The sequence below is a fragment of the Microvirga lupini genome (assembly GCF_014191055.1).
GTDB classification, from domain to species: Bacteria; Pseudomonadota; Alphaproteobacteria; order Rhizobiales; family Beijerinckiaceae; genus Microvirga; species Microvirga lupini_A.
In genome coordinates, this window is the sequence record NZ_JACHWB010000002.1 from 786,004 (window position 1) to 810,005 (window position 24,002).

Annotated in this window: 16 protein-coding genes; 7 read left to right on the plus strand and 9 right to left on the minus strand. The window is 61.1% G+C overall.

Annotated features, from left to right (window positions below):
- Nucleotides 1-2 precede the first annotated feature (2 nt).
- From FHR70_RS10845 to FHR70_RS10880, 8 genes are all read right to left on the minus strand, one after another.
- Entirely contained in the window at nt 3-452 is a 450-nt protein-coding gene (locus FHR70_RS10845; RefSeq protein ID WP_246408006.1) for a hypothetical protein, read from the minus strand.
- A gap of 24 nt (nt 453-476) precedes the next feature.
- A complete protein-coding gene (locus FHR70_RS10850) occupies nt 477-2,090 on the minus strand; it encodes a GMC family oxidoreductase (RefSeq protein WP_183449914.1) in 1,614 nt (537 codons plus the stop codon).
- Nucleotides 2,091-2,119: 29 nt separating this feature from the next.
- Nucleotides 2,120-3,346, minus strand: coding sequence for a mandelate racemase/muconate lactonizing enzyme family protein (locus FHR70_RS10855; protein WP_183449917.1), 1,227 nt, complete (start codon nt 3,344-3,346; stop codon nt 2,120-2,122).
- A 210-nt stretch (nt 3,347-3,556) separates the two neighbouring features.
- Entirely contained in the window at nt 3,557-4,891 is a 1,335-nt protein-coding gene (locus tag FHR70_RS10860; protein WP_183449919.1) for an ABC transporter substrate-binding protein, read from the minus strand.
- Between the two features lie 431 nt (nt 4,892-5,322).
- On the minus strand, nt 5,323-6,291 hold the full coding sequence (locus FHR70_RS10865) for an ABC transporter permease (protein WP_183450248.1): 969 nt from the start codon (nt 6,289-6,291) through the stop codon (nt 5,323-5,325).
- Nucleotides 6,292-6,305: 14 nt separating this feature from the next.
- The gene (locus FHR70_RS10870; RefSeq protein ID WP_183449921.1) at nt 6,306-7,406 is read right to left on the minus strand and encodes an ABC transporter permease; all 1,101 of its coding nucleotides are present in this window, start codon (nt 7,404-7,406) and stop codon (nt 6,306-6,308) included.
- Complete coding sequence (locus tag FHR70_RS10875; RefSeq protein ID WP_183449923.1) at nt 7,399-8,928, minus strand: sugar ABC transporter ATP-binding protein; 1,530 nt, start codon at nt 8,926-8,928, stop codon at nt 7,399-7,401. Before FHR70_RS10875 ends, FHR70_RS10870 begins: the two co-directional genes overlap by 8 nt.
- Nucleotides 8,929-9,009: 81 nt before the next feature.
- Nucleotides 9,010-10,140: a sugar ABC transporter substrate-binding protein gene (locus FHR70_RS10880; protein WP_183449925.1), complete on the minus strand. Its 1,131-nt coding sequence runs from the start codon at nt 10,138-10,140 to the stop codon at nt 9,010-9,012.
- A gap of 556 nt (nt 10,141-10,696) precedes the next feature.
- Between FHR70_RS10880 and FHR70_RS10885 the strand changes: the two genes are divergently transcribed.
- Entirely contained in the window at nt 10,697-11,032 is a 336-nt protein-coding gene (locus FHR70_RS10885) for an ATP-binding cassette domain-containing protein (protein ID WP_343058784.1), read from the plus strand.
- Between the two features lie 111 nt (nt 11,033-11,143).
- Here the strand turns inward: FHR70_RS10885 and FHR70_RS10890 are convergent, their stop codons facing one another.
- The gene (locus FHR70_RS10890; RefSeq protein WP_183449927.1) at nt 11,144-12,115 is read right to left on the minus strand and encodes a crotonase/enoyl-CoA hydratase family protein; all 972 of its coding nucleotides are present in this window, start codon (nt 12,113-12,115) and stop codon (nt 11,144-11,146) included.
- Nucleotides 12,116-12,625: 510 nt separating this feature from the next.
- Here FHR70_RS10890 and FHR70_RS10895 point away from each other — a divergent pair.
- The 6 genes from FHR70_RS10895 to FHR70_RS10920 all read left to right on the plus strand — a co-directional run bounded on the left by FHR70_RS10895 (nt 12,626) and on the right by FHR70_RS10920 (nt 23,970).
- Entirely contained in the window at nt 12,626-14,797 is a 2,172-nt protein-coding gene (locus FHR70_RS10895) for a GGDEF/EAL domain-containing response regulator (protein ID WP_183449929.1), read from the plus strand.
- Complete coding sequence (locus FHR70_RS10900; RefSeq protein ID WP_183449931.1) at nt 14,794-17,325, plus strand: ATP-binding protein; 2,532 nt, start codon at nt 14,794-14,796, stop codon at nt 17,323-17,325. The genes FHR70_RS10895 and FHR70_RS10900 overlap by 4 nt, the downstream gene beginning before the upstream one ends.
- Before the next feature lie 1,260 nt (nt 17,326-18,585).
- Nucleotides 18,586-21,522, plus strand: coding sequence for a monovalent cation/H+ antiporter subunit A (locus tag FHR70_RS10905; RefSeq protein WP_183449934.1), 2,937 nt, complete (start codon nt 18,586-18,588; stop codon nt 21,520-21,522).
- Nucleotides 21,519-21,866, plus strand: a complete 348-nt coding sequence (locus FHR70_RS10910; RefSeq protein ID WP_183449935.1) for a Na+/H+ antiporter subunit C — start codon at nt 21,519-21,521, stop codon at nt 21,864-21,866. Before FHR70_RS10905 ends, FHR70_RS10910 begins: the two co-directional genes overlap by 4 nt.
- Entirely contained in the window at nt 21,863-23,485 is a 1,623-nt protein-coding gene (locus FHR70_RS10915) for a monovalent cation/H+ antiporter subunit D (protein ID WP_183449936.1), read from the plus strand. Before FHR70_RS10910 ends, FHR70_RS10915 begins: the two co-directional genes overlap by 4 nt.
- Nucleotides 23,482-23,970 carry a Na+/H+ antiporter subunit E gene (locus FHR70_RS10920; RefSeq protein ID WP_183449937.1) on the plus strand — a complete coding sequence of 163 codons (489 nt, stop codon included), beginning with the start codon at nt 23,482-23,484 and terminating at the stop codon, nt 23,968-23,970. The genes FHR70_RS10915 and FHR70_RS10920 overlap by 4 nt, the downstream gene beginning before the upstream one ends.
- The last annotated feature ends 32 nt before the right edge of the window (nt 23,971-24,002 follow it).

Consider the following 24,002-nt stretch of genomic DNA (forward strand, 5'->3'; position numbering starts at 1 on the left):
TCCTAGTCTGCATCTCGGTAGATCTTGCCTCTTTCTCGGACAGGATCGAGCAATGACCAATCACCTTGTCGCACGGCGAACCCGATCGGGAACGGCGGACGCGTCTCCATTCCGATGGAGTGCATCACGCGATCGTCCCGATAGTAGCAGCGTACCGTCACAGCTTCGACGATGCCGGCCAGGTCTGACCTGTCAGTACGAAACTCCATCAGCAGCCTCGCTTGCTCCTCGGATGGCAGCATCGCTAGTTGGCCCCCTGCCCGCCTCGTGATCTCCGCAAGGGACTGGCGCAAGGCTGGAGCATCCCGGCCTACAGACCTGAGAATATCAGCAAAGATGTCCGGATCGGCCGCACCCGGAACGTCATATGCCGGACTCGGCGGGATCATGTGTTTGACGACACAGAGCAGGGTCTCCTGCTCACTGGTCGAGAGTGCATCATCTGCTGTCATCGGTGGAGAGGCTCTCATCGCGGCTCAGTCGAACAGTTCATGGATGCGTGACTTGATCTGGTCAGCGACATAAAGCGCAACTGCCTGAATCGTTGAGGTCGGATTGACGCCGCCCGATGTCACGAAAACGCTTCCATCGACAATGAAAAGGTTCTTGACGTCATGGCTGCGTCCCCAGTCACTTACGACGGAGCGCTTGGGGTCGGTTCCCATACGAGCGGTGCCCATGAGATGCCATCCGGCATAGCCCAGGGGTGACTTGACAGTGATGTCATGTGCACCTGCGGCCTTCAGAATCTCAACGCCTCTTGCAACGGAGTGGTCGAGCATTCTCTGCGTATTCTCGCCGATCCTGTAGGTGATCTTCGGCGCCGGAATTCCGTGCTTGTCCTTCAGATACGGATCGAGCGTCACCCTGTTGATCTCTTCAGGAAGGTCCTCGCAAACCGAAACCATCCCAGCGCTGTGATTGAACAGTTGGCAAAATGCGGTGTGATGCCCCTCTCCCCAGGGGATCAGGCTGTCGGCAAGGCCGGTGATCGCCGTTCGTACCGGACCCAGCCCCCGCGAGAACTGATAGCAATACCCTCGCACGAAGCCACGCGACGGATTCGTCTCATAGAACTCCATGCTCCACACGCAGATCGGAGGTCCGCGATATCCATCGAGGGACATGTCGAAGTGACCACGGATCTGGGCATAGGGATGGAGCATCAAGTTCTTGCCTACGAGGCCGCTCGAATTGGCGAGTCCATCCGGAAAATACTCGGAGGCAGAGTTCAGCAGAATGCGTGGCGTGCCAATCCCGTTGCAGGCCATGATAACCATCTCGGCAGGCTGGAACCTCTCCTGACCATCGGCATCGAAGTAGTAGGCGCCTGTTGCCATGCGATCTGCGTTGGTCGCGATCCGACTGACACGGCAGCGCGTGCGCAGTTCGACCCGTGACCGGACGGCCTCAGGCCAATAGGTCACATCCGTACTCGCCTTCGCCCCTTGAGCGCATCCCGATCCACAATGCCCGAGGTTGATGCAGGGGGCACGCCCGCGGTATTCCTGGGTCGAGATGGCACTGTCGGACGGCCACCAATGCCATCCCAGTTTGTTCATAGCCCGTCCGAAGATCTCGCCGGTTTCGCCGAGGGGGATCGGTGGCATCACGGCTGGCTTCGGCGGATAGGCAGGGTCGCCGGCAAGGCTGGAGACCCCCATGATTTCGTCATTCAACGTATAGAACGGCTCGAGCGTACGGTAGTCGATCGGCCAATCGTCTGCGACACCATCAAGCGACCGGACGCGGAAGTCTGAAGGGTGCAGGCGGGGGAAGTGTCCTGCATACAGAACGGTGCCTCCGCCGACCCCGTTGTAATTGGCGACCTTGATCGGCGACTCGTCGTCGTTGACCGGGTAGTCGACATCGAGTTCCCGGCGGTTCGGATTAATGGAGTAATCCTCGGATTGCCGGGCCTCCCAATCCCGCCCTGTGCTGGGAAAGGTCGACGATTGAGGCCATTCCCCCTGCTCCAGGCACAGGATCCTCATCCTGGTATCGGCAAGGCTCCACGCGACGGCTGCGCCTGAAGCTCCCGCTCCCACGATAAGCACATCCACGGGGTCGTTTGAAGAAACGCTGTTCATTCGTCAGCTTGCTCCGGAAACCTGAATGCTCAGATGGAGAGACGAGGAAGAGGCGTCTTCCTGGCAGGTCCCACCGTCTCCAGAGGCGGATATGCCCGGAGAGCCACCTCGTTCGGTTCGGTTCCCCAGCCTGGGCGGTCGGACAGAATCAAATAGCCATCCTTGTACTCGGGAAGATGGGTGAAGAGTTCGGCATCCCATGCGATGCGATCGATATCGGTTTCCATGATGCGCATGTTCGGGACGACGGCACTGAAATGCGCGTTCATCATCGTGCATAGATGCCCATAGAAGTTATGGCACGCGACATTCACCTCATAAGCTTCCGCCGCCGCTGCGATCTTCAGCGATTGCCAGACCCCGTTCCAAGGTGTGTCGATGATGGCGACATCGACCGCCTGCTCACGGAAGAACGGCAGGAATTGCTGCAGTCCGATCAGGGTTTCACAGGATGAGATCGGATGACGGCTGTGCGAGCGGATATAGGCCAGAGCCTTCGGATCAAGCGTATCGATCTCGACCCAGAAGAGGTCCAGATCCTCGATCTCCCGCAGGAACTTGAGGTAACCTTCGGTTCGGCCATTGAAGTTGAGATCGAGCAGAATGTCGATGTCGGGCCCCGCGGCCTCCCGCATAATCTCAAGATGCCGGCGAAGATCCTTCAGGGTCTTGCGCTCCACATTGCGAGCGGGATCGTGTGGCCGTCCGAAACCGGGTGACCAGCCGCTGATCCTGTCCTCCTCATCGTAGTGAAAGACGTTGGTCTTGAGGGCTGTGAATCCCTTCTCACCCACTTCATGCGCAATCTGCTGCACACCTGCGACATCCACAATGCCCGGGGTGTAATGCTCCGTGCGTGCGCGGTAGGACACGCAGTGCGACCAATACACCCTGATCTTATCCCGCACCTTTCCACCAAGCAGGACGTGGCATGGCACATCCAGTGTTCTGGCTTTCACGTCGAGAAGTGCGTTTTCGATGGCGCCGAGAGCCTGTCCGACTACGCCTCCCGAGCCAGGCCGGGTAGCATTGCGCAGGTCCTCACGAAGATGCTCATGGTGCATCGCACTTTGACCGATCATTCGGTGACCGATCTGGTTAATGACGTTTGCAACTCCCGGCGAGCCGAAGTTCTCGTCAAACTCGCTCCAGCCGACGATTCCATCCTCCGTCGTGACCTTCAGGAAGTGGTAGTTGCGCCAGGAGTTGCTGCAGGACAGCGTTTTCACCTCGCTCACGATCGCATTCTTCGGCATTCTTTCCTCGATTGTCTCGGACACATCAGGTCTCGACCCGATTGTGAGGTTTGGATGGGAAGTCGGCTAATGCTCTATCGATCCAACCCGCCTTGTTTCCCAAGTCGCAGTTGATGGATTCAGCCTGTCCTGAAACGGCAGCCTGTTGCGAGCTCGCTCGATCAGCGGAGGTCCGTGTGGGCGACGGAGCACCCACACGGGATAGTCTGGTTACTTCAAGGTCGATGCGATCTTATCGGCAGCTGTCTGAAGAGCGTCCTTTGCACTAGCTTGCCCGGCGAGCGCGCGCGCGACCTCGTCTGCCAGGACTTGCTGAGCGGCATTCGATTTCGGGCTCCGGATGCGCCACATTTCACCTTCGGACGCTAGCTGGTAGGAGTGCTGAAGGGTCTTGTAGACGGGCTCGAGCCATGCTTCGTTCGGCTTGCTCGCCAACGTCGATTTGCGTGCCGGGAAGGAGCCGGCCAAGGCGGCGTTGATCTGCTCTCCCTCCTTCGACGATAACCACTGCACGAAGGCCCATGCGGCCTCCAGGCTGTCGGTCTTGCTGCTGATGCCGGCATTCCAGATACCACGATGCGTACCGGCACGGGCCTTGCCCACTGGCATGACCTGGATGCCGACCTCTTCTTCCTTCAATGTGGTTGTCTTGGTGTCCACGGCGGTCGCCTTGTACACGCTGCCCCAGGTGAACATGGTGGCCACCTGTCCTTGGCGGAACGCTTGAAGCGACTCGGAAAACCCGTGCCCGAGGGCACCCGGAGGTGCATACTTTGCCAAGTCTCTGTGCATCTCCAGGGAACGAGCGCCAATCTCGTCGTTGAATGCTGGCTTCCCGTTCGCATCGAGCAGCTTGCCTCCATTCGATTCCAGGATCGCCTGCCAGATCGTCGGTGTGAGCGAGTCACGGACGAAGTAGGTGTCCACCGCCCAGGCATCGACCTTTCCATCCCCATTCGTGTCCTGAATCAGCGACTTGGCCTGATCAAAGAACTGGTCCCACGTAAGCTCAGGAGTCGGCTCCGGGAGCCCGGCTTTCTTATAGAGCGTACGGTTATAGAACATGAGCAGCATGTTCGAGCGCACAGGCACTGCGTATTGCATGCCCTTCCACTCACCTGCCGCAAGCGGCGCTGCATTGAAATCGGCCCAATCGTAGTCTGGCTTAGTGAACGCGGCGACGGCTTTGCCCTTCAGGTCCATCAACCCGCCGACACTTGCAAGCTGCGGAACCCATGGATCGTCAATCAGAAGAACATCGTATTCCGGAGCCGCATTGATGGCGTCCAGCATCATCTTTGGCAGCAACTCGGCATAGGGAACGCCGTCGATGGTGACCTTCACATGAGGAAACTGCTTGTTGAACTCCGGCACAAGTTGGTTCTGCCAAGAATTGGCGAATGCCTCGTTCGCCATGATCCTGATTTCGACGGGCGCGCCCGGCTTGCCGAGCCCCTCCGCCGCTCCAGCGGCAAATGGCAGGGCTGACAGGATGATGGAACCCGCCGTCCGGGCAAGCACGGCTCTCCTGCTGACTGCATTCATTTTAGTCTCCTCCCATATGCTGGCTGGTTCTGGACAGCCATTCTCTATCGAATATATTCTATAGAATCCAGTCAATCAGAAATCTGTCAAGCGCTAAAGCTTAGGTCTTGTCATCTTCCTTCGGATTGTTCTCGGAACGGCTTGAGGTACAGCCACGATCGAATAATTGATATGAGCCCAGACCATCGGTCGGCGACAAACGCCCGCTCAGCGCCTGACTGAGCCGTTGGACATGACCTTCAGAAGTTCCGCTTGCCCTATGAATACGGAAATTCGGCTATCGTCCGCCTCGTGCCAGTTACGGACCTTCAGCGTGATACCAGAATTTTCGAGGTTAGCGAGGAGCATTCAACCGAGCGGTGATGATTGTGGCTGATGCAAACCGGCGTCCGGCAATCTCTCGACCTTCAAGAGAGTCAAATGACCAACCATCATCCATTTACACGGGCCCCGCGCCCGTAGACGAGGAGCATGGAGATGATGACGCAGCCGTAGATGATCTGCCGTCCGGCCTCGGGAATCTGCATGATGGAGAGGACCGAGTTCAGCAGCACGATCAGGATGACGCCCACGAGTGTCCCGAGATAGCGCCCCCGCCCGCCGAGGATGTTGGTGCCGCCGATCACTACCGCGGCGATGGCCGGGAGCAGATAGGCATCACCCATGCCCTGGTAGGCCTTGGTCGAATATCCGGCGAGAAGCACGCCGGCGAGGCCCGCCGCCGCGCCTGAGAGCGCGAAGGCAATGAGGATCACGCGGTTCGTGTCTATGCCCGAGAGATAGGCAGCCCGCTCACGATTGCCGATGGCGTAGATGGAACGGCCGAGGGTCGTGCACGTGAGGATCATCACGACGGCCACGGAAACCATGAGCCAGACGAGAAGTGCCACCGGGATCACACCACCGATGCGGGAGACCGCAAGGTACTGCATTAGATCCGTGGCTGCCGTCTGAGGGGCGAAGCCGCCCGTATGAGCCACCATGAGGCCGCGCATCACGGCGTTCATGCCGAGAGTGAAGATCATAGACGGCACGCGCAGATATGCGACGCCAAGCCCGTTGACGATGCCGACGAGGAGACCGATGGCAATGCCTGCGGGGATCGCCCAGGGGCCGCCGACGGCGGTTGCCATCATGGCCGCGGCCGTCAGGGTCCAAGGCACCGAAAGGTCGATGTGGCCGAGCAGGATGACGACCATGAGCCCGGCCGCCACGATTCCCAGGAAGGAGCCTACCTGAAGCTGCTGCACGAGGTATTGCGGTTGCAGGAGAGGCGCGCTCCCTTGCGTGTAGAGCGTGTAGCCCGTTCCGACGAGCAAGATCAGCAGGACGAACCCAGCCGCGAAGACCACGGGCTTATCGTCAGGCCGGAGGCGCAGGCCTCGTGGCGTGATGGTCATGTCGGCCGTTCTGCTCACCGGAACACCTCGAGCTTGTTCTTGAGACGCAGCAGCTTCAGTCCGCCGAGGCTCACAGCGGCGAGAAGCACGAGCCCCTCGAAGAGAGGTTGCAGCAAGGGCGCCACGTCGAAGATGCGGAAATTGAAGGAGATCGTGCGCAGCACCATCGCGCCGATCATGGACCCGACGGCGCTGCCGGTGCCGCCGAGAAGCGAGGTGCCGCCGATGACCACGGCCGCGATGGAATTTAGGGTATAGGCGCCGGCCTGGGGAATGTCAGCATTGCCGGACGAGGTCTGAAGCGCCAGGAACAGTCCGCCGAGGCCAGCGAAGAGCCCAGCCAATGTGAAGGCCGCGAGCTTCGCCCGATTGATCGGCAGCCCCGACATGTAGGCCGCGCTCTCGGATGACCCAATCGCATAGACCGTGCGGCCCGTAACGGAACGGATGAACGGCACCCAGATCAGAAGGATGATCAGCGCCAGCAGGATGAGCGGAACCGGGATCCACGCGAAGGGCTGCAGCCAGGACGCCTCGCCATCGTCGAAGAGGTCGAAGGTGGCCGCGAACTCGCGGAGGTCGCTCGTGACGGCCCAGGACAAATCCTCGTGTACCCTGCCGCCAGGCGTCGGCCGCAGGATTAGAGCGATCCCCATATAGATCGCGCTCGTGGCAAGCGTCGCGATGATCGGCTGAATGCGTCCGTAGACGACCACGCAGCCGTTGGCGAAGCCGCACGCCGCGCCGGCAGTGATGCAGGCTGCGATGCCGAGTGCGATCTCGCCCGGGCTCCCGTCAATGAGGTGGCTCGCGATGCAGCCCACGAGGGTCATCACGGCACCGACCGAGAGATCGAGGCCTGCCATGAGCACAGGCACCGTCTGCGCCATTGACACGAGCGCCAGGGCGAAGACCTCGTTGGCGTTCTGGATCAGGATCTGCCCGGTGAGTCCTCGGGGATGGCTCACTTGGTAGAACAGGTAGAGGACGAAGAAGAGCGCAAGCGCGCCTAGGATGCCGGCGTGCTGGCGCCAGCGCAGGCTCAAGCCTTCGCCCCAGCGGCGGGGCCTCTCCCGCGACTCTACGGCGGCGGGGGGGAGCACCGTGTCAGACATGAGCCGTCTCCGGCTGCTCGGCGATGTTAAGCGCGCTGGCAATGATGTTGCGCTCCGTGATGGCGTCGCCTTCCAGTTCGCGGACGATGCGGCCGTCATACATGACGGCGACGCGGTCGCAGCAGCCGATTAGCTCCTCGTAATCAGTCGAGTAGAACAGGATGCAGGCGCCCTCCTCCGTGAGCGCGCGCATGAGCCGGTAGATCTCCTGCTTCGTTCCCACGTCGATGCCACGGGTCGGATCGTTGAGCAGGATCACGTCGGGATTCGTCGCGAGCCATTTGGCGAGCACCACCTTCTGCTGGTTGCCGCCGGACAGGGTCGAGACCGGATCGGCCGCATCGCCAATCTTGATCCGCAGCTGCTCGATGGCACGCTCAACGGCTAGACGGGTGCGGCCTGGATCCATGAACATTCCGTGAGAGAGCCGGTCGAGCGACGCCATGGCGATGTTGTCGGCGATCGACATGGAGAGGATGAGCCCCTCACTCTTGCGGTCCTCCGGCACGAGGGCCATCCGGGCCCGTCCGCTCTTGGCGGCCTTTGGCGAACTCGCGGCCGTGGGCTCGCCCTCGAGGGTCACCGTACCGCGAACGCCACGCAGCACGCCGAAGAGCGCGAGCAGCAATTCCTTCTGCCCTTGCCCGTCGAGACCGCCCAGCCCCACAATCTCCCCGCGTCCCGCCTCGAGCCCGATGCCGTTGAGCCGACTCTCCCAGGAAAGGTCGCGGATAGTGATGAGGGATGCAGGGCGTGGCCGCCTGGGCTTTGCCGGAAACTGCCCTTCGATCTCGCGCCCGATCATGAGGCCGATGATCTCGTCGCGGCTTCGCGCGCCTTTGGCGAAGGTTTCGATGTGCCGCCCGTTGCGGAACACCGAGCAGCGGTCCGCCAGCGCCTCGATCTCATGCATGCGATGGGAGATGTAGAGGATGCTCAGGTCGCGTGCCTTCAGCTCGAACAGCATGCGATAGACGCGGTCCACGTCGGCAGAGGTCAAAGCGGAGGTCGCCTCGTCGAGAATGAGGAGCTTCGGATCGCGTCCCAGCGCCTTCGCGATCTCGACCATCTGTCGCCGGGAGAGCGGCAGGTCTGACACGCGGCTCAAGGGGTTGATGTCCTCGCACCCGATGCGGGCGAGCAGTTCCTCCGAACAGCGCCGCTGCGCGCGGCTGTCGATGAAGCCGAAGCGGCGCGGCGGGCTCGACAGGGTGATGTTGTCGGCCACCGTGAGCTCCGGCATGAGCGAGAGCTCCTGGAAGATGCACACGATTCCAGCCCGGTTGGCCGCGGATGGGTTCGGGAAGGTGACGGGCGCGCCTTCGAGGACCATACGGCCCTCGTCCGGCTGCACGACGCCCGCCATGATCTTCATCAGGGTCGATTTCCCGGCGCCGTTCTCCCCCAGGACTGCATGGATCGACCCGCGGCTGCACTCGAAATCCACGTCCCGCAAGGCATGGACGCCGCCATAGTGCTTGGAGATGTTCTCGAGGGCGAAGAAGGGCGCAGGTTCGAGCATGGAACCTCTTCGATATTCGTAAGAGGCTCCTGCCCGGACGAATATCCGGACAGGAGCCGAGGTGCTGTGACCGCGTGCTTCTTACTGCGTGTTCTTGGCGTCCTTTGCCATGATCTCAGGCGCCGTCACGTTCACGCCGCAGGCCGGGAATTCGTTGGCTGCGAAGAAGTTGTCGGAAAGGTTCGACCAGTAGTTCACGTTGTCCTTGAGGGTCGTGTAGTCGACGACCGGGATCGGCACCGAGATGAGCTGCGGCATCGGGTTGCCTTCGAGCGCCGAGATCGCGGCCTTGATGGAAATAGCGACGAGTCCCGGCGACTGACTGTAGGACAACCCCTTGAGCCCCTCACCCGCATGCTGCGCGATGAGCTTGCGATAGCCGTTCTCGCCCTCCCCCGCTATCGGCACGAAGGGATGCTTCCCGTCCATCATCGCGCGCACGGACCCCGTCGAGCCGCCCTGCGTGAACACGGCCTCGAACTTGCCGTGCACAGCGAGCGCGTCAGCCGTGGCCTTCTGGGCCGTGCCGTCGTCCCAGTTACCCACCACCTCGACGATCTGGAACTTCCCCTCCTTCTCCATCACCTCGCGGAATCCGAGATGGCGATCGCGGTCCACGGAGTTGCCCGGCAGACCGCGCACCTCGAGAATCTTGCCGTCGCGTTTCTGCCCCAGCTCCTTCAGGAGATGCCGCGCCGAGAGCCGGCCGATTTCGAGCTGGTCCTCGTTCACCTGCATAACCTTGTCGGTGTCGAGCACGTTGTCGAAGGGCACGATCACCACGTTGTTGCGATCGGCCAGGCGGATTACCCGGTCGAAGCCTTCGGGCGCCACCGCGATGGTGATGATGGCGTCGTAACCCTGGTTAATGAAGTCCTCGATGGCGCCGAGCTGAGCGGCGACGTCAGTTCCGGTCGAGACGACCTTCAGCTCCTTGATCTTGTCCTTCATGCCGGCCTGCTCGGCATAGGCCTTGGCTGTCTGGATCATCTGGATGCGCCAGGTATTGCCGACGAAGCCGTTCACCACGGCGATGCGATAGGGGCCGGGCTTCTTCTCCCATTGCATGTACTTGGTCTGGGCATTCCAGGGCTTAAAGCAGCCCGGATCCGGCCCCGGACCCGATACGGTCTTAGGCGCGGCAAGGGACGCAACCGATGTGAGCAGAAAACCGGTGAAAGCAAGTGCGGACAGGCGAGCAGCGCATGTCATACGATCCTCCTAGGAAAACGTTCTTCCCAGATCGGTTCATCTGTCGCGAACCTTGATCCGTTAACATGTTAGTTCCCGTCGCAGGTTAAAACAAGAAACCTTGCCGAACTCGGATGGATAAGAAGTAGAGCCTTCCAGGTGTCGGGCTCGACGGGGTAGTCGTGGATCTGTCTCATGGGCGGCTCCCGAAGCAGAGGTCTACGACTACTCAAGAAGAACGTCCGATTAGGGCTAGGCAGTGAAATTCGCCGAATCTGAAAAGGTTTCGTCAAATCAGGATTGCTCCCCTGCGGCTAACGCCTCGGAATCGTCACAAGCAGTCATCGGCTCCTAGTGCGATCTACGTGAAATGGGAAGTTCCTCATTAAGAGGCGCTAGAGCGCCCATGCGCGTTTGGAACAAAGCTAAGGGGGCAACAACCGACGGGGTGGCCCGCCCTTGCTATAGAGGGCGAGTCTATAGGGTTGGTTCAAGCGCCGATTACAGGCGGAGGAAACGCTCAACTCTCATGCCTGCCCTACCGAGTGCCTCAGCCGTAGCCGTTTCGCTCGACAACGTGGCTATCATCTTCGGCCTGAAGCTGGGTGGCTGCACGGCCGTCCAGAACATTCACCTCACAGCACGCCCGGGGGATTTCATCGCTATCGCCAAACAGATTGGTTGCGGTAAATCTACCCTGCTCAATGCATTTGGATGGCTGCTGAAGCCATCCGACGTTAAAGTCGAACTCTTCGGTGCGCCTCTGCATGGCCTCAAAAGCCGGGCGGGATATCTCTTTCAGCAGGATGCCCCAATGCCTTGGAAGACAGCCCTTCAGAACGTGGCCGTCGCCCTAAAGCCCAAGGGCGCCTTCCGCGAGGAGGCCGAGGGGAAGGCTCGCCGCCTTTGTTGACCGCTACCCGGCATACGCTCTCGGGTGGTCAGCGGAAGCGGGTTACTTTGGCGTAGATGTTGAGCCACGATCCCGAGATCCTTCTGATGGACGGGCCCTTCGGGCCGTTTGCTACGCATGTTTGTCCAAACGTCGCTCTTGCGCAGTAGCGAGCCGTATCATCTTGCGCAGGTCCTGCTCGTCGAGGTTCATGGCGGCCTCGATCCAGATATCAACAATGTCCCGCAGTTCGTCATAAGTGACCGGGTCGATGCGCCTCCTCGAGCGGTAGATCGCGCTGTGAGCATTGTGCTTGCGCCGGTTGCGGGCGATGTAGTCTCTAACTGCATTCTCTCCCTGACCATCGTCGGCAAGCACATCGACGACCCCGAGCTGATTCAACTCCTCGGCGGTGTAGACCTTTCCGCTCATGATCATCTTCTCGGCTGCGGCCGTTCCGATCTTCCGAGACAGGAAGCTGTAGGCTCCCATGCCCGGGAACAGGTTGAACAGCACCTCGGGCAGACCCATCTTCGCGCTTCTCTCGGCGACGAGCACGTCGAAAGATAGGGCGCATTCGAACCCGCCGCCCAACGCATCGCCCTGTACCAAGGCGATTGTGATCAGGGGGGTATGGAACGCCACTGAATTTCCATACACTACGTCGATGCAGGCATAGGCGTATTCCCGCAGACCTTTGGTGTCCTTGTGCTGGATGCAATCCGCGAAATACGCCAGGTTGCCGCCGAAATTGTACACGCCCGGCGTCTGGGATCCGGCAACAAAGTATTCGAGGTGCTGACGCTGTTCGCGGTTTCCCTCCTCCATGATCGCCCGCACGGATTCCTGCACGCACATCATGTCCTGAAGAAGCTCCATCGTGATCATCGGGTGCCGGCTTGGGCGCATGGCGGCCCAGTAGATCTTCTGATCGAAGTCGAGCTTTACGTCGATATGTGGCAGCAGGAGGCTGGTCGGGCTGGGCCGGGCCGGCTCGGTCACGGGCTTCGGTGCGGGACCGGCAGGCGTCGGGATGTCCCGATCTACAATAGGTTGTTCGTCGGAATAGGAGCGGCCATCGGCTTTGGCCAGCGGGGATAACATCCTGTTCTCCGTCATAGAGAGTTCAAAGCAGCGAGCTTCATCTCGCTGCCGAGCGGCGCCCTTTGAGGGGCAGCTTTCCTTAAGGATAATGATCCGCTAACAGCGTTGTTGGTAGTCCCTAGGAAGATTTGTATTCAGGCGTGGTTAATATCATCATGCCGCACCCATAAGATAATGATCCTTTATTGCATAGTTCAAGTCATCAGATTAAAACCAAAGAAGAGATATTAACCACTCACACATAAAATCCAACCAAAGCAGCATATATTCTCTACGTTATCGCGGTATGAATAGTATCCTGATCATAGGCGCATCCCAGGTATTCTGGAATTCAGGACTGTGATGAGGCAGCAGGTACGGATGGAAAATAAAGAAAGATAAACGGCACGTGCTCGGACATACCGCGCGATCCGCGGAATGGCATCGAAAGAAAAGGTCGACAGCCCGGGTAACTGAGCAGGTTCCGAGGAGCGACCGCACGAGCAATCCGAGAGATGCCGGGGGCAACACATGGCAGTCATTCTGATCCTCGACGACAAAAGCACGAACCGCAACATCTATTCCCGGCTCGCTCAGACGATCGAGGATGGTGCTGTGGTGCATGCCTTCGCCTCGCCGGTCGAGGCCCTCGAATGGCTCCAGGGCAACGCCCCCGACCTGATCGTGACCGACTTTCGGATGCCCGGCATGGACGGAGCGGAATTCACCAAGCATGCAAGAGGCAGCGCAACCGGAGTTGATGTTCCGATCATCGTCATCACTGCCTACGACGACAGGGCTTTCCGGCTTCGCGCCCTAGAGGCGGGCGCAACCGACTTCCTCCGGTCGCCCGTAGATCATTATGAGTTCGTGACCCGCGCACGCAATCTCCTCAAGCTGCAGCGCCAGCAGCAGCAGATCAAAGGCCGTGCCCAGGCCCTCGAGCAGCAGTTGCGCATCAGCGAGCGCTCGCAGGAGGAGCTCGTCCGCAGCAGCCGGGAAGCCCTAGCCCAGGTGATCGACACAGTGCCGGCCCTGATCAGTGCCACCGACAAGAACAGCCACATCGTCTTCGTGAATGCCCACTTCGCCGATTTCGTCAGCTCCACGCCGGAAGCCCTGACGGGAAAGCTGCTCAGTGAGGTTTTGCGCAGCAACAAGCCGGACTTCAATCATCAGGTTCATAGATCCATTCTGAAGAACCAGCGGAGCGCTGTGAGCTTTGAGGAGAGCATTGTTGACATCTCTGGCACCGAACGGGCCTTCCTGACCACCAAGTCCTCGATGCCCGCCCTTACAGGTGGGGAGACGAGCGTCCTGACCACGTCGATCGACATCACGGAACGCAAGCAGGCGGAAAGCACATTGCGGCACATCGCGCTGCACGACACGCTGACCGACCTTCCCAATCGGAGAATGCTCAACGACTGGATCCAGCAGGAACTGTCCAGCGAAGGCGCGTGCTTTGCTATACTCCTGATCGATCTCGACCGTTTCAAGGCGGTCAACGACGCGCTCGGCCATGCCGGAGGCGACCGCATGCTCCAGTTGGTGTCAGGTCGCCTCCTCGGCGTGGTTTCGAGCACTGATCTCGTCGCACGAATGTCGGGAGACGAGTTCGTCGTCGTGCAGGCGAATATCGCAGCGCCGGACGATGCGAAGAACCTGGCGCGCAGAATCATCGATTCCCTTTCCGCGCCGTTCCTTCTTGAGGACACCGAGCTCAGGATAGGCTGCACGATCGGCATCACCCTGGCGCCGCAGGACAGCGGAAGTGCCGACAGGCTGCTCCGATATGCGGACCTCGCCATGTACCGGGCAAAGGCCGAGGGAAGGAACACGCTGCGCTTTTATTCGCCCGAGATGGACAGCATTTCGTGGAACAACATCAGCCTGGAGGCCGATCTCCGCAAGGCGATCGCTCAGGAGCAATTCGAGCTCTACTACCAGCCCCAGATCGATCTCGCGACGGGAGCCATCGCGGGAGCAGAGGCGCTCCTACGCTGGAGCAGGCCAGAATTTGGCCTCACGTCGCCCAACGTGTTCATCGACATTGCGGAAGAAACAGGACTGATCAACGAGATCGGCACCTGGGTTCTCACAAAGGCCTGTACACAGGCCGCCACATGGCAGAGCCTCGGGCATGCTCCGTTCAGAATCTCGGTCAACCTGTCCCCCCTGCAGTTTCTTCGACAGGACATCGTCCAGGTTGTCGAGAACACCCTTGAGCAAACTGGCCTGAATCCCGGCTCCCTTGAGCTTGAGCTCACCGAGGGTAGCCTTCTCAAGGATGTCGAGCGCACCAAGCAGGTTCTCCGCAGCCTAAAAGAGCTCGGGGTGAGGGTTGCGATAGACGATTTTGGCGTGGGCTTCTCCTCCCTCAGTTACCTCAAGAACTTTCCCGTCGACACCTTGAAGATCGACCGCTCGTTCATCTCGAGCCTTCTGGCCGGAAGCCGCGACGAGGCCATCGTCAGGGCGATCATCTCCCTGGCCCAGAGCCTTGAGCTGAAGGTGGTCGCCGAGGGCGTCGAGACCAACCAACAGCTCGCGTGTCTGCTCAGTCTTTCCTGCGATGAGGCCCAGGGCTATCTATTCAGCCGTCCCGTGCCATCCGGCATTTTCGAGTCCCTGCTTAGGGACTATCCTCGCTACTTGCTGCGGAACCAAAGCGTGCCAGCCAAGAAGGTTCAGCTTTCGTGATCGCAGACTTCCTGTCGCGGCTGAAGAACAGCCCCGATCGCGAGCACGAGATGAGCTTCAACAGGCTCATCTTCCTGAGCCTGATCGCGGCCTACACGTTCTGGATCAACCCGTCCGTCCCGCACGAGGCGCTGATTGCCGCAACTGTCTTTGCCCTCGTCTCAGTGGGCATCGCTGTTCACATTGTCCTCAGGCCGCACCAATCGACGATCCGGCGGATCATAGCCATCGTCAGCGACCTCGCGACGGCCTCCGTGCAGCTCCACTACGTCGGGGAGACGTCGTCCGTTCTTTTCCTGCTCTATCTCTGGATCACATTCGGCAACGGATTTCGCTTCGGCATCCGCTTTCTGTATATTGCGGTGGCCGTCTCGGTGGTCTGTTTCGCCATAGTCATTTACACGACACCGAGATGGCGTGACGATATTTATCTCTCGGCGACTCTGCTGCTGAGCCTTGTCGTGCTTCCGCTCTATGCCAGCACGCTCATTCGGAAACTTTCCAACGCCAAGTCTCAGGCGGAAGCGGCCAATAGGGCGAAGACCCTGTTTCTCGCCAGCGTCAGCCATGAACTGAGAACACCGCTGAATGCAATCATCGGTCTGTCGGGCCTCATGGCCGGGACGGATCTCGACGCGGAGCAGCGCGGTATCATCCGCACGATTGGCTCTGCCGGCGAGTCCCTGCTGCGGCAGATCAACAGCATCCTGAGCCTGTCGCGCATCGAAGCGGGAAAGATGCCCATCGAACGGATTGACTTCGATCTGTTGGAGGTGCTGTCCACCGCCCGCGCTATGGTTCTCACGCAGGCTCAGCTGAAGGGTCTCCAAGCGACGATCCATATCGCCCCGCAGACGCCCCTTCAGCTCCACGGACCGAAGCATCAACTTGAGGAGATCCTGCTCAACCTGCTCGGCAACGCCGTCAAATTCACGGAACGAGGCTATGTCACCCTCGCAGCCCATCCGATGACTGAGAACGGCAGGAGCTTCGTCCGCTTCATCGTCTCCGATACGGGCATCGGCATCGCCCCGCAGGCTATGGGCCGGATCTTCGACAGCTTCACCCAGGCCGACGAGACCATCATCAACCGCTTCGGCGGAACTGGCCTCGGCCTCTCCATCTGTCGGCAGCTGATCGAGGCCATGGGCGGCCAGATCGGCGTGGAGAGTCAGGAGGGTCACGGCAGTTCCTTCTGGTTCATCCTTCCGATGGAAGCATTGGACCGCAACGCCCTTGGCGAGCAGCAGCCTCTTCCGCTTAACCCCCTCCTGGCTTGCGCTGATCCGGGCCTTGCACAGCCTCTCGCGCTCCGGCTTGGCGACGGAGGCAACTGCCCCATCCTTCGGAACCTGTCTGAAGCAAAGGAATGGATCCTGCAGGCCCAGAGCGAGCCTGTCGCCCTGTTCTGCTGCAGCGACCTGCCCGCCAAGGCCCTGGCTGCAGAGATCGAGAAGGCCTCACTTCCCGTCCCTCCGGTTCTGATCCGCCCGAACGCTTCCCGGAGCTTTGTGGAACCGGATCTGATCCATGTGTCGAGCAGCGTACTGCCGCTCGATTTCACGACGGGTGAGGCGAGGACCGCCGTGTCCGCGGCGGCCGCTCAGACCTCCTGGGCTCAAACGATGCGGAGCGAGCCGGACAGGATGGAGCTTCCGGTCGGCTCCCGGTCCCTTTCAATCCTGGTGGCGGACGACAACGCCACGAACCGTCTCGTGATATCGAAGATCCTGGAGCGGGGCGGACATGCCGCCCGCTGTGTCGAAAACGGGGAGGAAGCCCTCAACCTCCTGGAGGTGGAGAAGTTCGATCTCGTTATCATGGACATCAACATGCCCGTGATGACGGGCATCGAAGCTGCCAACCTGTTCCGGTTCACGGAGCCCCCGGGCACCCGCATCCCGATCATCGCCCTCACGGCCGACGCGACGCCGGAGATCGTTGCCGAGACCCGTGCCGCGGGGATGGATGCCTGCCTGACGAAGCCCGTTCAGCCCGCAGTGCTGCTCAAGGCGATCGACGATCATGCCGCCCCCTCCCCCATCCCAGCGTCGGCCGAGACTGCCCCTACTGTCGACGGTCCGCCGAATGCCCTTGCTTCCGTGATTGACGAGTCCCTGCTCGCGGAACTGGAACAACTAGGAGGGAGAGAATTCGTTCTCAACCTCGTGGAGGAATTCTTCTCAGACGCGGAGCGTCTTATCGCCGAGTTGCGGAGCGCCGCAGCCGCGGGTGACTCGCATAGATTCCGCCTTGAGGCTCATGGCCTGCAGAGCGCCTCCGCGAATATAGGAGCAAGAACCGTGCACGAGATCTGCGTCAGCTGGAGAAAGATCACCAGCGCGGATCTCGCCACGAGTGGAGCCGGTCAGATTGAGAGATTGGCACGTGCTCTTGAACTTACACATGACCTGCTGGAGAAGCGACTTTCTTCCGCGAAAGAAACGACGGACTCTGCGGGTTCTGCAACAGCGCCACAGGTCTCACAGGATCTACAGATCGCCCAAGGAGCGTCTTCATCGCTCTAGCAGACAGATCATCAGCTCGAAGGTGACGCACACAGGATTTCCGCCGAGGACCATCTCCCTTGAGAAGATCTCTCTTTCCATATCAACAACATAGATGGTGCTGCGCAATGCGCTCGCGCTATGGGCTCGACAGTAAGCTGCGGGCTTATGACCTTCGCACTGCAGGTCGACGATGTGGAGCTAAATCCAGTGAACAAAAAAGGGTGGCGTCGAGAATTTCCTCGGGCTGCTCCAGGCGACCCAAGAACTGTGTTCTAAAAGCATTGCCTTCTCGACCTCCGGCGTCAGCAGGCTCGCCAACGCTTCTGTGCGGATCGCGCCTGGCGCGATAACGTTGACCCCGATGCCATGCGGGCCGAGGTGGAGGACCATGTTCGATGGCCAGGCGGCTCACCGCCGTTTTGGACAAGAGGTTCCAGGTCGCTCCAGCCGCCCGCGTCATGATTGTTGACAGGATTTGGGCACCCCTAAGCGGTCTGCGCCGCCTTCAGATCGGCACGGTAACGTTGCAGCCGAGTCCTACGGTCCCGGCCTTTTCAATCCAGCCGCGGCGTTCGGCCTACGAGCTTGCGGCGGACCGTCTTCCGTGGAATTTTCTTCACATCCGCGAGGATGTGATTATGGCGTCTTGGCGCGGCTGGATGGACGTCTCGACCGCTGGAGTTCCTGTCATTAGAAGAGCAGTGTTGAATGTATAGCCTGCCGCAGAGAGCTCCCGTTTCAGAATGATGCGACCTCACTACGGAAACGAAGCTCCGCAGGAGCACACTGATGGGTGCCGGCCTCTTGCCCCAACCGCTTCGCCAGCTCCAATCAGTAGCGATCCGGACGTGCAGCCTGCGGAAGGTAACATGCGCCTAGGCCAGCCGCACGGACCTACCAGAGGACGATGGGAGCGGTCGTGGGATCGAGATGGTACCAGATCAAGAGCACGACGCCCAGAGTGGATGCGCCAAGAAAGTAGATCCAGCTCTGCCTGAAGATTCCCAGCATGCGAGGGAGTAAGTGAGGCTCACGCATCCCGTGCTCCATTGATGACCACCTCGGGTTCAACTGAACTCCGGCGGAAAGGTCCCTCTCCCACGGCTGTCTCAGGCGGAGACCGATGGCCGCACTGCAGCCCCCATCGAGTCTCATCCTGGGCGGATTCTACTGGGCCAAACCCTTGCGTCCGGCTCATATGTCAACCATATTGGGCGATATTGCCCCAGTTTCGGAGTTTTACGCGCGCTCCCCACCCGGAAGGAGACCACCCAAACCATGTCCAGTGGCATGCCCCTCCTGGCCATCGTCACCCTTCCTTTCATCGGGAGCCTCATTGCCGTCTTTCTGCGCCAGGATGCCAGGAATGGAGCCGCCTTCCTGGCCGGCACCGTGGCCCTGTGTTGCACGGTCCTGACGGCGATCCAGTACCCTGCCGTTCATCGCGGCGCCGTTCTGCGCGCGGGTGTCGAATGGATCCCGACGCTTGGCCTCGACTTCACCTTGCGCATGGACGGCTTCACTTGGCTGTTCACCATGCTGGTCACCGGCATCGGCTTCCTGGTGGCGCTCTACGCGCGCTACTACATGTCGCCCTCCGATCCGGTACCGCGCTTCTTCGCATTCTTGCTTGCCTTCATGGGCGCCATGCTGGGCATCGTGCTCTCTGGCAACCTGATCCAGCTCGTCTTCTTCTGGGAGCTGACCAGCCTCTTCTCGTTCCTGCTCATCGGCTACTGGCATCACAATGCCAGCGCCCGTGACGGCGCGCGCATGGCACTGACGGTCACAGCCACCGGCGGGCTGTGCCTGCTCGTCGGCGTCCTGCTGATCGGCCATATCGTCGGCAGCTACGATCTGGATCAGGTGCTGTCATCGGGTGGCAAGGTTCGCTCCAGCAGCCTCTACCTGCCGGCCCTGATCCTGGTCCTGCTCGGTGCCCTTACCAAGAGCGCCCAGTTCCCTTTCCACTTCTGGCTGCCGCACGCCATGGCCGCGCCGACGCCAGTCTCGGCCTATCTCCACTCAGCCACCATGGTGAAGGCAGGTGTGTTCCTTCTCACCCTGCTCTGGCCCGTGCTATCCGGAACGGAAGCGTGGTTCTACATCGTGGTGACAGCTGGCCTCTGCACCCTAGTCCTGGGCGCCTATGCCGCGATCTTTCAGCAGGATCTGAAGGGTCTGCTGGCTTATTCCACCATCAGCCATCTCGGGCTCATCACGCTGCTGCTCGGGCTCAGCAGCCCGCTCGCGGCGGTCGCGGCCATCTTCCACACGATCAATCACGCGACCTTCAAGGCATCGCTGTTCATGGCAGCCGGCATCATCGACCATGAATCCGGCACCCGCGACATCCGGCGACTGAGCGGACTGTTCCGCTTCATGCCTATTACCGCCACCCTGGCGATGGTCGCAGCCGCCGCCATGGCAGGCGTGCCCCTGCTCAACGGCTTTCTGTCCAAGGAGATGTTCTTCGCAGAAGCGGCAGCCTTCCATATCGACTCCCTGCTTGATCACTCGCTGCCCTACTTCGCCATGCTGGCGAGCGCCTTCAGCGTTGCCTATTCCCTGCGCTTCATCCACGGCGTGTTCTTCGGCCCACCGCCGGTCGACCTGCCGCGCACGCCGCACGAGCCGCCGCACTGGATGCGGTTTCCGGTCGAGTTCCTCGTCCTGGCGTGCCTGCTCGTCGGCATTCTCCCGGCGATGACCATCAAGCCTTTCCTCGCTAGTGCGGTATGGGCCGTCCTGGGCCCCGATACCCCGCCCTACAGCCTCGCCGTGTGGCACGGCTTCAACGAGCCCCTGCTCATGAGCGTCATAGCGCTCGCAGGCGGCATCCTCCTGTACTGGCTGTTGCAGCGTTATCTCGCGAAAGGCATCGAAGGCCCTCCCCTAGTGCGTCGCCTTAAGGGCCAGCGCATCTTCGAGCGGGTGCTCGTCACCCTGTCTTGGAAATGGGCACGCTCCCTTGAGCGCTTGTTCGGCACCCAGCGGCTTCAGCCACAGCTGCGGCTCTTGGTGAGTTTCGCGGTGCTCGCGGCCCTATGGCCGCTTTACCGGCAAGGGCTTGAGGCGGGCTCCCGCTCCAGTACGGCCTTCGACCCCGCCTTCCTCCTGCTTTGGATCGTCGGAGGCCTGTGCGCCATCGGGGCAGCCTACCAGGCTAAGTACCACCGCCTCGCGGCCATGGTGCTGCTGGGCGGGGCGGGGCTGGTCACCTGCATTACCTTCGTCTGGTTCTCGGCGCCCGACCTTGCCATCACCCAGCTTCTCGTCGAGATCGTCACGACGGTGCTGATCCTGCTCGGCCTGCGCTGGCTGCCGAAGCGGATCGAGATCGCGGGTGAAGGTCTCTCGTTAGGCCTTCACGCAAGGGGGCGGCGGGCGAGAGACCTGATGCTTGCTCTCGCGGCCGGCACGGGCATGACGCTGATTATCTATGCCATGCTCACGCGACCGCTTCCCGACACCATCTCGCGCTACTTCGTCGAGAACGCCTACGCGGAGGGTGGCGGCCGTAACGTCGTCAACGTCCTCCTGGTCGACTTCCGCGGCTTCGACACCTTCGGCGAGATCGTGGTGCTCGCCGTGGTGGCGATCACGGTCTTTTCGCTGCTGCGCCGCTTCCGTCCGGCGCCGGAGAGTGTGGACGCTCCGGAGCAGCAGCAGGTGCAGGACGCCTATGACCAAGCCCGCCCGGACCGGGCCGTGGGCGATACGCTCGCGGATTATCTGACGATCCCGGCGACGATCATGCAGTGGCTCTTCCCCGTGATCATCATGGTTGCGATCTACCTCTTCCTGCGCGGCCACGACCTGCCGGGCGGAGGCTTTGCGGCCGGCGTCACGATGTCGATTGCCCTCATCCTGCAATACATGGCGGGTGGAACGCGCTGGATTGAAGCGCGCCTGCGCGTCCGTCCGATCAGCTGGATCGGCCTAGGCCTGCTTTGTGCAGCCTTCACGGGCATGGCCGCTTGGCTCTTCAGTCACCCATTCCTGACCTCATATTTCCAGTACCTGGATCTGCCCGGGATCGGCAAGGTGCCCGCCGCCACCGCACTGCTGTTCGACCTGGGCGTCTTTGCGGTCGTCGTCGGCGCAACGGTGCTCATTCTGATCGCCCTGGCGCACCAGTCGGTGCGAAGCTCGCGGACAGGCCGTCCTCCACTTTCCACAGCGGCCCCCGCCCTCACGAAGGAGCATGTATGACCGAGCTTGTCTTCGCGCTGGCCGTCGGAATCCTGACCGGGTCAGGGGTATGGCTGCTGCTGCGCCCGCGCACCTTCCAAGTCATTATCGGCCTATCCCTGCTTTCCTATGCCGTGAATCTGTTCATCTTCGGCATGGGCCGACTGCGGGTTGGCGCGCCGCCCGTCCTAGAAAACGCAGAGGCTGTCGATCCGTCCCTCTACGCTGATCCGCTGCCGCAGGCGCTGGTGCTCACCGCCATTGTCATCAGCTTCGCCATGACGGCGCTTTTCCTCGTAGTCCTTTTGGCCTCGCGCGGCCTCACGGGCACCGACCACGTAGATGGCCGGGAGAATCCGCAATGATGGGTTTGGCCGGACACCTGATCATCGTCCCGATCCTGCTGCCGCTCCTCTCCGCGGCCGTGATGCTCCTCCTCGACGAACGCCGCCGCGGTCTCAAGAGCGTAATCGGGATCGGAACGACGGCTGCCTTGCTCATCGTTTCCATCGTCCTGCTGCGTCAGGCCGATCTGATGAGTACTGGATCCAGCGTCACGACATATCAGCTCGGCAATTGGCCTGCGCCCTTCGGTATCGTGCTGGTGCTGGACCGGCTTTCAGCCCTGATGCTGGCGCTGACGAGCGTGCTCGGCATCGCGGCGCTGCTCTATTCACTTGCGCGCTGGCACCGCGCCGGGCCGCGTTTCCACACGATCTTCCAGCTTCAGCTCATGGGCCTGAACGGCGCTTTTCTGACCGGGGATCTGTTCAACCTCTTCGTGTTCTTCGAGGTGCTGCTGGCCGCCTCCTACGGCCTTGTCCTGCACGGGGATGGAACCGCGCGGGTCAGAGCGGGGCTTACCTATATCGCAATCAACCTGACGGGCTCCTTTCTCTTCCTGATCGGCGTCAGCCTGGCCTATGGCATCACCGGCACGCTCAACATGGCCGATCTCGCTCAACGCATCCCGACCCTTGCGTCGGAGGATGCGGCCCTCGTTGCGGCTGCGGCGGCGATCCTCGGTACGGCCTTCCTGATGAAGGCAGGCGCGTGGCCGCTCAATTTCTGGCTTCCGACCACCTATGCGGCTGCCTCCGCACCCGCCGCCGCACTGTTCGCCATCATGAGCAAGCTCGGCGTGTACGTCATCCTCCGCCTGTGGACGCTGGTGTTTGGTCCCGGAGCAGGTTTGCTTGCTGGGTTCGGCGGCGAGTGGCTGCTGTTTACAGGCCTGCTGACCATCGCGTTCGGCACGGTCGGTGTGCTGGCCTCGCAATCCCTGCCGCGGCTGGTCGGATGCAGCGTGCTCATCTCGTCTGGAACGCTGATCGCAGCCGTCGGCACCGGAGACAGCGCGGTGGTCGGCTCGGCCTTGCTCTATCTGGTCAGCTCCACCTTGGGCATCGCTGCCCTCTTCCTGCTCGTCGAATTGCTCGAACGCATGCGCGATCCAGGCGCAGACGTGCTCGCGGTCACTATGGAGGCCTATAGCGAGAGCAATGACGATGATCCTGGCGAGGAAATCGGCGTTGCCATTCCAGCCACGATCGCGATCCTCGGCGGCAGCTTCATCGCCTGCGCCCTGCTCCTGGCAGGCCTGCCACCGCTTGCCGGCTTTATTGGCAAGTTCGGCATGATGGCAGCGATGCTGAAGACCGATGGTGCGTCGGTCCAGGCTTCGGCCTGGATTCTGATCGGCCTCCTGACGGTATCGGGCCTGGCAACCCTGATCGCCATGACCAGAACAGGCATCAGCTCATTCTGGGCCCGCTTGGACGACAGCGTTCCGCGGGTGCGAGTCATCGAGATCGCCCCGGTGCTCGGCCTTTTGCTGCTCTGCCTCAGCCTTACTGTCGGCGGCGGTCCTGCGATGCGCTACATGGAGGCGACGACGAAGGATCTTCAGACCCCGCAGGGCTACATCACAGGCGTGTTGGGTGTGCCAAAGATAGGGGCTGCCAATGGAGAGACACGCCCATGAATGGCATCCTCCCTTACCCGCTGCTCTCACTTGCCCTGCTCGTACTGTGGCTGCTGCTCAACCAGTCCGTCTCAGCCGGTCACGTGATCCTGGGAAGCGTGATCGCCGTCCTCGCCTCATGGGTGATGGCGGCCCTGCGGCCCGAAAAGCCCCGCATCCGCCGACCGGGGGCAGCACTGCGGCTTACCGGCATGGTGCTGGTCGACATTCTGCGCTCGAATCTCGCCGTCGGGCGGATCATCGTGCGCTCCAGGGAGCCGGGAGTGAATGCCGGCTTCATGACCATCCCGCTCGACATTCGCAGCCGCCAGGGGCTCGCGGTGCTGTCCATCATCATCACGTCGACACCCGGCACGATCTGGGTGAGCTACGACGCCGCCAAAGGCACCCTCCTGCTACACGTGCTCGACCTGATCGACGAGACGGTGTGGATCCGGACGATCAAGGGCCGTTATGAGCGCCTGCTGATGGAGATCTTCGATTGAGCGCACTTGCCTTCCTTGGATGGGCCATTATC

Bases quoted from the DNA above. Each gene is read 5' to 3' on its own strand.
- FHR70_RS10845 (WP_246408006.1), bottom strand. From the start codon at position 452: ATGACAGCAGATGATGCACTCTCGACCAGTGAGCAGGAGACCCTGCTC.
- FHR70_RS10850 (WP_183449914.1), bottom strand. From the start codon at position 2,090: ATGAACAGCGTTTCTTCAAACGACCCCGTGGATGTGCTTATCGTGGGA.
- FHR70_RS10855 (WP_183449917.1), bottom strand. From the start codon at position 3,346: ATGCCGAAGAATGCGATCGTGAGCGAGGTGAAAACGCTGTCCTGCAGC.
- FHR70_RS10860 (WP_183449919.1), bottom strand. From the start codon at position 4,891: ATGAATGCAGTCAGCAGGAGAGCCGTGCTTGCCCGGACGGCGGGTTCC.
- FHR70_RS10865 (WP_183450248.1), bottom strand. From the start codon at position 6,291: ATGACCATCACGCCACGAGGCCTGCGCCTCCGGCCTGACGATAAGCCC.
- FHR70_RS10870 (WP_183449921.1), bottom strand. From the start codon at position 7,406: ATGTCTGACACGGTGCTCCCCCCCGCCGCCGTAGAGTCGCGGGAGAGG.
- FHR70_RS10875 (WP_183449923.1), bottom strand. From the start codon at position 8,928: ATGCTCGAACCTGCGCCCTTCTTCGCCCTCGAGAACATCTCCAAGCAC.
- FHR70_RS10880 (WP_183449925.1), bottom strand. From the start codon at position 10,140: ATGACATGCGCTGCTCGCCTGTCCGCACTTGCTTTCACCGGTTTTCTG.
- FHR70_RS10890 (WP_183449927.1), bottom strand. From the start codon at position 12,115: ATGTTATCCCCGCTGGCCAAAGCCGATGGCCGCTCCTATTCCGACGAA.
- FHR70_RS10895 (WP_183449929.1), top strand. From the start codon at position 12,626: ATGGCAGTCATTCTGATCCTCGACGACAAAAGCACGAACCGCAACATC.
- FHR70_RS10905 (WP_183449934.1), top strand. From the start codon at position 18,586: ATGTCCAGTGGCATGCCCCTCCTGGCCATCGTCACCCTTCCTTTCATC.
- FHR70_RS10910 (WP_183449935.1), top strand. From the start codon at position 21,519: ATGACCGAGCTTGTCTTCGCGCTGGCCGTCGGAATCCTGACCGGGTCA.
- FHR70_RS10915 (WP_183449936.1), top strand. From the start codon at position 21,863: ATGATGGGTTTGGCCGGACACCTGATCATCGTCCCGATCCTGCTGCCG.
- FHR70_RS10920 (WP_183449937.1), top strand. From the start codon at position 23,482: ATGAATGGCATCCTCCCTTACCCGCTGCTCTCACTTGCCCTGCTCGTA.